Genomic DNA, 10,561 nt, shown 5'->3' with positions numbered 1-10,561 from the left:
TCCTTATATTCATCGCGACTGTGGCGTGCGAAAGTGCCTGAAATGACGATTGTCTTCCCGTCGAGGCTTGAACCGGATGGTCTGAGTTTCTCTTCATCCACTTTCATCTGCACTCCGGCTTCAGTGAGCCGCCGGATGTTGGCGGCATTCACCGGCTCCCGCAGAAAGTCGTATATATTACGTGCGATCACCGGTCCGATATCGGGGATGGCACTCAGTTGCTCAAGTTCCATTGACTGCATGTTTTCCATGCTCGTCACAGCTCTTGCCAGACGTTTTGCCGTTGTCTCCCCGACGTTAGGGATGGAAAGGGCATATATCACGCGTTCGAAAGGCACGGATTTCGATTCCTCGATTCCGCGCATGATGCGTTGTGCGGTCTTTTCTCCGATACGTTCCAGCTGAGAAAGTTTTTCGGAGGTAAGATCATAGATCTGTCCGATATTCTCTACCAGTCCGCATGTATAGAGCAGTTCGGCGGTTTCTTCGCCGATGCCGTCTATATTCATCATGCGGCGCGCGCAGAAATGCTCGATTCGTCCGGTAATCTGCGGACGGCATCCGTATTTGTTGGGGCAGCACCATGCAGCTTCTCCGAATATGCGCTGCAAAGGTGTGTGGCAGACCTGACATTCGCGCACAAACTCAATCTTTTTAGCATTAGCAGGACGCTGCGATTTGTCGACCCCGGTAATCTGAGGAATTATTTCTCCCGCTTTTTCCACGTACAGGTGGTCGCCTTCGTGTATGTCAAGCTCCTGCATGATATCATCGTTATGCAGAGAAGCCCGTTTCACGACAGTCCCCGAGAGCAGCACCGGCTCAAGATTCGCCACAGGGGTCACGATACCCATGCGTCCGGTCTCGAAAGTCACTTCCTTAAGCAATGTGCACGCTCTCTCCGGATTGAACTTGAAAGCCACAGCCCAACGCGGGGATTTTGCGGTATAACCAAGGTTGAGCTGCTGACGCAAAGAGTTGATTTTGAAGACGAGTCCGTCGGTTGCCACAGGCAGTTCCTTGCGGTGTTCATCCCAGTATGCTATATACCGGTCCACATCATCGATGGTGCGCAGTCTCGCCATGGCTTTGGAAACCTTGAATCCCCATTGACCGGCGGCGAGCATATTGTCATAATGGTTGTCGGCAGGAAGATCGTCGCTCAGGAGATAATAGAATCTGGCATCGAGATGGCGGCGTGCCACCTCCTTGGGATCCTGCATCTTGAGAGTGCCGGATGCCGCGTTGCGCGGATTGGCGAACAGCGGCTCCTCATTGTATGCCCTTTCGGCGTTAAGTTTCTCGAAAACTTCCCAAGGCATCAGAATCTCGCCTCTTATCTCAAATTCCTCCGGCCAGTCTCCGGGGAGAAGAGTCAGGGGGATACTGCGGATCGTGCGCACGTTTGCCGTGACATCATCGCCTTGTGTCCCGTCGCCCCTTGTCACGGCTCTTACGAGTCTTCCGTGGCGATAGGTGAGCGATATGGAAGTGCCGTCGAATTTCATTTCACCGACAATGCTGAAATCCTCCCCTTCAAGTGCTTTGTCCATGCGGTTGAACCAGTCGTCGACCTCTCCGATGGAGTAGGTGTTTGACAGCGACATCATAGGGCGGGCATGAACCACGTGTTCGAATCCTTTGGTAAGATCGGATCCGACACGCTGAGTGGGAGAATCCGGATCGGCAAATTCAGGATACTCTTTCTCCAAAGCCTCAAGCTCCTTGAGCAGCATGTCGAAATCCTTGTCGGATATCTGCGGAGCGTTCAGCACGTAATAATTATGGTTATGCCGGTTGATTTCCTCTCGCAACCGGTCGATCTTATCTTTCGGAGTCATGGATATAAGGGTATTTTATGTCCCAGAGGAACAGAGCCTGCGGGGGCATCGATGTTCCCGCCAAGCATCTGTCGCGGGCATCTATTATATTTTTAAAATCATTCAGCGAGAGTTTGCCTCGTCCCACATCAACCAATGTGCCGACCACAGCCCTCACCATGTTCCGCAGAAATCTGTCAGCGCGTATGGTGAACACTATGCCAGGAACGCCATATTGGTTGTTCCAGTCGTCCCACCGGGCTTCGCGCAGGTCACAGATATTGGTCCTGGCATCGGAATGCAGTTTTGCGAACGATGTGAAGTCTTCGGTCTCCCTGAGCAAAGCTGCCGCCCGGTTCATCGCTTCTGTGTCGAGAGCGGAAGGAGAATGCCAGGATACGGGGGAGAGGAAAGGGGATTTGCCGAAACTGACGAAATACCGGTATTCCCTCTCAGTCGCATCGAATCTGGCATGCGCATCGTCAGGCACCCTAATCAGGTCTTCCAGAGCCACCGCCGGTCCGCACAACCGGTTGAGCGAAAGGAGAAATTTCCCTTTGTCGGTAATCTCCGGAGCATCGAAATGGGCATACATGCGGCGGGCGTTAACACCTGTATCGGTGCGCCCGGCGCCGACTATTGCCACAGGAGCGCGCAAAACGGTAGAGAGCGCGGATTCTATGACAGACTGCACACTCTGCGCGTTAGGCTGAGATTGCCAGCCATGAAACGGAGCACCGCTGTATGAGAGCTTCAGGAAATAACGCATCAGTCTCGTTCAAGATAGGTTATTCCGTAAAGTCCGGAACGGTAATTGTTCAGGAACTGGCGACCCTCTTCGGGAGTGATGACACCTTTCTTCATGGATGCGGTAACCCAGGCTTCGAGATTGCGCACCAGTTTCTTGGGGTTATACTCCACATAGTCGAGCACATCCGCCACCGCCTCGCCATCGATAATCTGCGCGATCTCATATCCATCTTTTGTAAGAGAGATATGCACCGCATTTGTGTCTCCGAAAAGATTGTGGAGGTCTCCGAGAATTTCCTGATACGCACCTACAAGGAATACCCCGAGATAGTAGGGCTCGGAACCTTTCAGCTCATGCACGGGGAGAGAATATGCCGTTCCCTGAGGAGATACGAAATGTGATATCTTGCCGTCTGAATCGCACGTGACATCCTGAATGGTGCAGTCGCGTGTCGGTTTCTCGTCAAGACGCGTAATCGGCATGATGGGGAACATCTGGTCGATCGCCCAGGAATCAGGCAGCGACTGGAAGAGTGAGAAATTGCAGAAATATTTTTCAGGCAGCATACGCGCCACTTTTCTCAGTTCTTCCGGCGGATGTTTCATGGATCGGGTCATATCCCTGACATCGCGTGCCACAGACCAGAACAGTTTCTCGATCTGTGCGCGGGAACGCAGCGACAGAAGACCGAGGCTGAAGCGTTCGAGAGCTTCCTCTCTGATCTGAAGAGCATCGTGCCAGTCCTCGAATACGCTCTGCGGGTCAATCTTGTCCCAGATGTTGTAAAGCTCCACGGCAAGTTCATGGGCATTCTCGTCAAGCACATCGGCATCTGTCCATATGGGGAGGCGTGCCGTCTCAAGCACCTGTATGATGAGCACCGAATGGTGTGCGGTCAGCGATCTGCCGCTTTCGGTGATGATGTTCGGCTGCGGAAGATTGTTTTTGACGCATGCGTCGACAAGCGCCGACACCGAGTCGTTAACATATTCCTGAATGGAATAGTTCATAGAGTTCTCGCCCGACGAAGATCTTGTGCCATCGTAGTCCACACCGAGTCCGCCGCCGATATCTACAAAATCGATATTGAAGTCCATCTGTGAAAGCTGCACATAAAACTGCATAGCCTCGCGGAGGGCATTCTTGATTCTCCTGATTTTAGTGATCTGGCTTCCAATATGGAAATGTATAAGTTTAAGACATCCCGTCATCTTGTTTTTCTCCAGGAATGACAGAGCGTCGAGCAGTTCGGAGGAATTGAGCCCGAACTTGCTGACATCCCCACCTGATTCCTCCCATTTTCCCGAGCCGGAAGAAGTCAGCTTGATTCTAATGCCGATTGTGGGGGATATGTTTAGACGTTTCGACACATCGGCAATGAGTTTCAACTCATTGAGCTTCTCGACTACAAGGAATATGCGTCTGCCCATTTTCTGGGCGAGCAGAGCGAGCTCAATGTAATTTTCATCCTTATATCCGTTGCAGACGATGATTGAGTTCTGATGGGTGTTGACAGCGAGCACTGCGTGGAGTTCAGGCTTGGAGCCAGCTTCAAGACCTATGTCATATTTATTGCCGTGACTGACAATTTCCTCTACCACCGGGCGCATCTGGTTCACCTTGATAGGGTATACGATGAAGTTTTTGCCGGTGTATTTATACTCTTCGGCAGCTTTGTGGAAACAATCGGATATTTTCCGGATTCTGTCGTCAAGTATGTCGGGAAATCTCAGGAGCAACGGGGCGTCGACATCGCGCAGCTGCAGAGTGTCCATTACCTCTTTGAGGTCGATCGTGGGACCGCCCTCCTTGGGAGTCACTTGTGCGTGACCCTGTTCGTTGATCGAGAAATATTTAAGACCCCAGCCAGGAACGTTGTATATTTCCGCGGAGTCTTCGATGCGCCATTTTCTCATTCTTTTTCTATCGTTTTAAGAAGCTGCGTCCTCTCAATGAATCCTGCAATTGAATTCAGCTGTCATGAGAAGGGTGAGCCGGTATTTATTATAAAACAAACTAAGCGGGAGGTTCGTTCTTGCGACCGAGAAGTTCGAATCGCTCGACGATAATTTCTGTTTTGCGGCGGCGGATTTTCATTCTGTCGTCGTATTCGCGGGTGCGAAGTTTTCCTTCTACATACAGGCGGCTGCCCTTGCGGATGTATTTCTCAGCAAACTCGGCATTCTTGCCGCCCATCACCAAAGAATGCCATTCCGTGACTTCCGCGGTAGAATTGGCATAACGTTCGTTTGTAGCCAGAGACATGAACGCAACCGGCTTGTCTTTTTCAGGATATCTGATTTCCGGGTCGGAACCGACATATCCGAGGAGTATGACTTTATTTACAGACATGATATTGCCGCTATTTTTTTAATTGACTTCAGAGAGATTCTAAAAATCGGAGGCTTTAAGAGCCAGACCTGTTTTTTCGTGCAGACCGAAAAGAAGGTTCATGATATGCACCGCCTCGCCGGCGCCACCGCGCATACGCGGATCCGCCACAGCTTCGATGCGCAATGTCGAGTCATCAGGTTTGTTGAGTGATATTACGCATTTGTCAGTGCCGCTGACTTCTTTCACATTCACGACAGATGAAACCGGGAATGCGAAATTATGGTCGTCATATATCTCATACATCTCATGAATCTGCTCTATCGAGACCGGACATGAAAGGGATATGTCGGCTTTCATGCAGCGTTCACCATCGATGGCTTTCAATTCCAGATTGAAGTTGTCGCTGAAACTGAGTTGAGTCTGCGAAAGAATACGTGCAATCTCTTTTTGTGCGTTGCCTTTGTCTTTTTGCAGGATATCGGGCGGCAGACTTACAGACACCTTGACGGAATCGTTGAGGAGCATATGTGTTGCCAGAGGGTAAAGGGCTGTAAGCACCACAGACGCCGCCGGTGAAGGAACCATGGCAGACACAGCGCCTCTCACCAAAGGCTTGCGGTTGATTTCAGGCAAGCCATATACAACGCCGAGGCGTTCGGTGTCGAGGTTTGGAATTGCATCCACAATTACAGACCTGATGTCAGGACGCGCTAATTGCAGAGCGGAAAATTCCGCTGCAGTCATGGAATTGCCGCAAACGAAGACAATCGAGCAGTCGGGAGTCATCGGAAGTGGACCGGAAAAATTCATCTTAAGTTCGCCGATAAGTCCATGATGCACTGATGTTACCGACAAGCCTTCGCGACCGGGAGCGGAGACTGTGGTCACTATCACTTCCGGGTGGTTCACAAGTATTCGCAATAATTCTCCGGCATCCGGAGAATCAGCTCCTGTGATTGCTACTTTTATCATACCGACTTAATATTACCTGATATTTTTTGCCCTGCTGTCTGATCATGGCTCAGAAAGTGGGAATTTTCTGGTCAAGAGGCAAAAGACGGGAGAATATCGCCCTGGCTTTTTCATGACTCACATCCTCGCGCAGAATGGCGATGATAGTGTCGGATCCAGGGATTGTGCCGAGGATTTCCGGGGCATTGCTCATGTCAATGTCATATGCCAGACCTGCCGCATATCCGTTGCGGGTCTTTATCACAGCCACATTCTTGGAGAATGTAAGCGAAATAAACCCGCTCTGGTAGTTGGCGTTTATGGGTAGCTGACCGCGAGCCAGCAATTTGTCTTTCAGTGAATTACTGTCGGGCAGAATATACATGTATCCGCCCCGGTCAGTAGGTATCTTTGTGGTCTTGAGCATTTTGAGATCACGCGAGAGGGTTGCCTGTGTCACAGTGTATCCTGCCTCCTCAAGCAATCTTGCGAGTTCTTCCTGGCTACCGATGCATTTGTTCTTGATCAGGTCAACCATCAATTCCACTCTTTGTTTCCGGTTCTTCATAAGATTATTGTAAATTTGAGTTTGCAATATCTATTTATGCAAATTTACAATAAATTTTTAGAAAAATCAATTATTTTTGAATAATTTTTTAATTTTATTCGTCTGTATTATTCATTCCATTGTCGGAAAGGGCATCTATCTGCGCCTTGATGCGGGCTGCTTCTTCATAATCCTCTCTTTCCGCAGCTTTCTGCATTCTTGCTCTCAGGATCTCCAAAGAGTCTTTTGCCGCTTTCATTCTTGCTGATTGAGTCTTCGGATTTCCGGCAGCCGGAGACTCCTGTCGGGCGCGTTCCTGTTCCTCGGGGTCAAATCCCGCTTCATCGAGAACTTCGGCAGAAGTATATATGGGAGCATCGGCGCGGATTGCGAGAGCTATCGCGTCGGACGACCGGGAATCGACAGTATGAGTCTGAGTGCCGTCAGTGAAAATCAGGTCTGCGGCGAAAACGCCCGACGGCAGTCGTCTGATTTCGATTTCCTTGAGGCGTATGCCGAATTCATTCATGAAATTCATTATCATGTCGTGCGTAAGCGGTCGTGGAGTCACCACCTCCTGCAACTTGCACTCGATAGCCTGCGCCTCCGGGTATCCTATTATTATTGGAATGCGGCGGGTTCCGTCTGCCTGACGTAAAATCACGGCATATACCCCGGATTCAATCTGATTGTAGGTAATGCCTACGAGTTCCAGTCTATATCTTTCCATTATCGTTAAGAGCTTCTTTGGAATGAGCTGTTGAAATCTTTTTGTGTCTGCGTGATGTCGCGGGAACCGATATCATGCCCGAGCCGAGACAAAGTCTCCTGTCTGGAGAATATATTATGGCAAACTGTCCCGGTGCGATTCCCTGAATGTCTGAGTCGGAAGTTACGGTGCATGAGCCGTCCTTTTTTATAGAGATGGTCCCATCGTAAAACTCGGGGGAGTGGCGGGTCTTGAATGCTATTCTCTCGCATGTGGAGCCGTCGCGGAAGGGCGATTCCGTGATCCAGTGCATTTCTTCCACCGGAATCTCACGTCCATATTGTCTGCGCGTATCAAAACCGTTGGATACATATATAACGTTATCGCGCACGTTTTTCTTCACCACATACCATGGTCCTCCGCTAAGACCGAGCCCTTTACGCTGACCTATGGTGTAGAACCAGTATCCTTTGTGCGTTCCAATTTTCTTTCCGGTCTCTATTTCGATCACCGGTCCTTCTTTAGTGCCGAGGTGGCGTTCTATAAAATCCGAATAATCGATTTTTCCAAGAAAGCATATTCCCTGCGAGTCTTTTCTGGAAGCGTTTGGGAGTTTTGCCTCAGCGGCTCTGCTCCTGACTTCCGCTTTGGGCAATTCACCGAGCGGGAACATTATGTGGGAAAGCTGGTCGTATGATATCTGTGCGAGGAAATCCGTCTGGTCTTTCACCGGGTCGGCAGCCGTGGCGAGGAAATATTTGCCATCCTTTTCCACAATCGAGGCGTAGTGTCCGGTCGCGGTCTTGTCGAAGTCCTTGCCCCAGCGCTGCTCGAAGAAACCGAATTTTATGAGTTTGTTGCACATCATGTCGGGATGAGGCGTAAGACCCTCCTTTACAGTGCGCAATGTATATGCCATTACATGGTTCCAGTATTCTTCGTGCAGCGATACTACTTTCAGCGGCAGACCGTATTTTCTGGCTATGAGGGAGCACATCTCGATGTCTTCCTCAGCGGAGCAGTCTCCCTCGCCGTTGTCCATGCCTATGCGGATGTAAAACAGATGCAGGTCGTGTCCCTGTCGGAAAAGAGTGTCGACCACTACCGCGCTGTCAACACCTCCGGAAATCAATACCGCTATTCTCATACCTCTTCAAGTTCTGATTCGCTGTGGTTGTTGGAATGTATGAAATGGAGTGAAAGAAAATAATCCACAGATATTTTCCCCGGACCTACAAGCATTATGAAAAAATATATCCCCATGAACATGACCGGAACGTATCCCTGCTGAGACCAGCTCAGCATATACGGAGCCTCGCTCACGAGGTCGTGAAGAATATAATACTCAGCCACCATCATTGCGAAGAAAGGAGGCAGAGCCATGATGCGTGTCATGAAACCAGCCATGATAAAAAGCGAGCATATTATCTCTATGGCAATCATCAGCATCAGTGTGACGTCCGGGTCGATTCCGAACAGTGACGGAAACATCGCTTTAGCTGCCTCGAAATTATATAGCTGCCGGATGCCGAACTGCATCATCATTATGCCGACGAACAGACGCAGAAACAGACGCCCCATGTTGGTATATGAATACCCTGTGGTGCGTATATATATCTTTTTTAAAGAATTCATCATAATATCATGTTTGAATTTGATATGAATCAGGAGCCCGGGAGAACTATCGGGCAGTCTCCTGCTGCAGTGCGAGTGCCTTCGCCTGGTCTACCGAAATATTCTTGGCAAGGATTTTGCCGTCTTTCCCTATGACATAGAAAGAGGGTGTGTTGCGTATGTCAAGAATGTCAGAGACAGTGTCAGATGCACCCACAACCCAGTTTGACGGATATTCCCCGATTTTTGTCTGCCATCCGTCAATGGGGTCGGGCACAATGAACATCACGTTCACGATTCCCCGGTCTACGAGCGATGTGAATTTCATGTCGGTCTCCATCTTGAGTTTGGCATGACGGCAGTCGTCGCAGTCCGGATCTCCGAACTCGATTATGGTGAACACGCCGATAGGCTGGAACTTGCCGGGATTTCCGGTGGGCGTTACGAAATCGAATGAAGAAGGTGTGTTTCCGATGAGAGAATTCTTTATCTGCGAGAGTTGCTTGCGATAGCGGATCTTGCGGCTGTCGGAGATTTTTTTGTTTTTCAGGAATGACTCAAGATATTTTACATAGACCTCGTCAATCCAGATTTTTGCCCTCTGTCCGTAAAGAGACTCCTCAGCGGCTTTTGTGAACTGCAGCAGCAGAGTGGGGTTCTTTGCCATCTGCGAGAGCATGTTGTCTACAGCCTTGTCCACTTCCGCCTTGTCTGCCCATTGCATGGGTAGGGTGAAGACCCGGAAGGCATCGTTGAGCGCGGACTGGTTTACGGCATCCTTTTTTTTGAAATCCATATTGTCCCAGAAATGCTGCATCAGCCAGTTGCTCTTGTCGGAGAGCGATATGATCTCCTCGGGAGCTACGGGATATTCGAAAAGAGGCTCGATTTCTATAACTTCAGCGTTCAGACGTGCCGGAATCATTGTCGCAGACATCAACGCCAGGCATATTAAGCTGCGTTTAAAGTATTTCTTAATCATCTTTGTTATTGGGTATTCTGAATGTTTTTGCCTCTCTCTTGAAATTATAAGGCGAGGGGCTTTTATTAATAACGAATAAATAATCTATTTATTTACTCATCGAGATAGGAGCGTATGCCATTGGTCCATGCCTTGTAGCCGGGACCGGTGAGATGCAGGCCGTCGTTGGTGTATTTATTTTTTAGTTTGCCGTTTTTGTCGGCAAGGAATTGCCACAGGTCTATATATGTCAGATTGTTTTTTTTCGCAATCTCTTTGATACGCTTGTTAAATTCCACGATTGTATTCTCTTTGCCTTTAAGATTCTTATATATGCCGTAATCATTATTTATAGGCATGATACTCTGGAGGTAAAGTCGTGTTTCCGGAGAGCGGAGTCTTATTTCGTTGACAAGCGACTCATATCTTTCCGCAAGCTTGTCGACGCTGTGACCGTGCGACACATCGTTGATTCCGATAAGCAGAAAAATTTTTCTGGGTTTTCCTTTGACAACCTGCTCCAGCCGTTTCTGCACTCCGGGCATGATGTCGGATCTTATTCCCCGGTTCTTGACATCCTCCCTTTTGAACAGTTCTTCGAAGTTCCCTCCGTCGGTAATGGAATTACCCAGAAATATAATGTCGTTTTCAGTGACGGGAAGGTGATCGAACAAAGATACTCTCTGCTCCCAGTATTTGTCAGGAAACGCAGACATCGGGATAATAAGTGAGAATACCAGCAGAATTAAGCGAATGTTTTTACAAGACATGATAACCAGAATGATAAATTTTAAGACCCGACATGGGATGCTGTTCGATAAGTCCGACTTTAAAGCCTTCACTTTCTGTTACCTCCCTGAGGATGTCTCTGAAA

General features: G+C 49.1%; 11 protein-coding genes. All 11 read right to left on the bottom strand.

The genetic code is table 11. From position 1 onward, the window contains the following. The coding region (gene ligA / locus JX312_RS04135; RefSeq protein WP_204457157.1) for an NAD-dependent DNA ligase LigA at nt 1-1,841 on the bottom strand (1,841 nt) is incomplete at its 3' end. Further along, nucleotides 1,825-2,589, bottom strand: a complete 765-nt coding sequence (truA, locus tag JX312_RS04130) for a tRNA pseudouridine(38-40) synthase TruA (RefSeq protein ID WP_128707372.1) — start codon at nt 2,587-2,589, stop codon at nt 1,825-1,827. The genes truA and ligA, both read right to left, overlap by 17 nt. Continuing rightward, complete coding sequence (speA, locus tag JX312_RS04125; protein ID WP_128707373.1) at nt 2,589-4,487, bottom strand: biosynthetic arginine decarboxylase; 1,899 nt, start codon at nt 4,485-4,487, stop codon at nt 2,589-2,591. The genes truA and speA overlap by 1 nt, the downstream gene beginning before the upstream one ends. 100 nt (nt 4,488-4,587) lie before the next feature. Continuing rightward, nucleotides 4,588-4,923: a single-stranded DNA-binding protein gene (locus JX312_RS04120; RefSeq protein ID WP_123404119.1), complete on the bottom strand. Its 336-nt coding sequence runs from the start codon at nt 4,921-4,923 to the stop codon at nt 4,588-4,590. Nucleotides 4,924-4,962: 39 nt separating this feature from the next. Next, nucleotides 4,963-5,877, bottom strand: coding sequence for a hypothetical protein (locus JX312_RS04115; protein WP_123404121.1), 915 nt, complete (start codon nt 5,875-5,877; stop codon nt 4,963-4,965). Between the two features lie 49 nt (nt 5,878-5,926). Next, nucleotides 5,927-6,424: an arginine repressor gene (locus tag JX312_RS04110; RefSeq protein ID WP_123404123.1), complete on the bottom strand. Its 498-nt coding sequence runs from the start codon at nt 6,422-6,424 to the stop codon at nt 5,927-5,929. A gap of 94 nt (nt 6,425-6,518) precedes the next feature. Beyond that, on the bottom strand, nt 6,519-7,133 hold the full coding sequence (locus JX312_RS04105; protein ID WP_204457158.1) for a bifunctional nuclease family protein: 615 nt from the start codon (nt 7,131-7,133) through the stop codon (nt 6,519-6,521). After that, nucleotides 7,120-8,259, bottom strand: coding sequence for a tRNA 2-thiouridine(34) synthase MnmA (gene mnmA / locus JX312_RS04100; protein ID WP_123404125.1), 1,140 nt, complete (start codon nt 8,257-8,259; stop codon nt 7,120-7,122). Before mnmA ends, JX312_RS04105 begins: the two co-directional genes overlap by 14 nt. Continuing rightward, nucleotides 8,256-8,750 carry a DoxX family protein gene (locus tag JX312_RS04095; protein ID WP_123404127.1) on the bottom strand — a complete coding sequence of 165 codons (495 nt, stop codon included), beginning with the start codon at nt 8,748-8,750 and terminating at the stop codon, nt 8,256-8,258. Before JX312_RS04095 ends, mnmA begins: the two co-directional genes overlap by 4 nt. A 43-nt stretch (nt 8,751-8,793) precedes the next feature. Then, complete coding sequence (locus JX312_RS04090) at nt 8,794-9,708, bottom strand: DUF5106 domain-containing protein (protein ID WP_124030475.1); 915 nt, start codon at nt 9,706-9,708, stop codon at nt 8,794-8,796. A 92-nt stretch (nt 9,709-9,800) separates the two neighbouring features. Continuing rightward, nucleotides 9,801-10,457, bottom strand: coding sequence for a GDSL-type esterase/lipase family protein (locus JX312_RS04085; RefSeq protein WP_124030474.1), 657 nt, complete (start codon nt 10,455-10,457; stop codon nt 9,801-9,803). Nucleotides 10,458-10,561: the final 104 nt, after the last annotated feature.

The organism is Barnesiella sp. CU968, assembly GCF_905219685.1.
Lineage (GTDB): Bacteria > Bacteroidota > Bacteroidia > Bacteroidales > Muribaculaceae > Lepagella > Lepagella muris_A.
The sequence above is the reverse complement of the archived record's forward strand: the minus strand, read 5'-3'. Positions and strand labels throughout refer to the sequence as shown.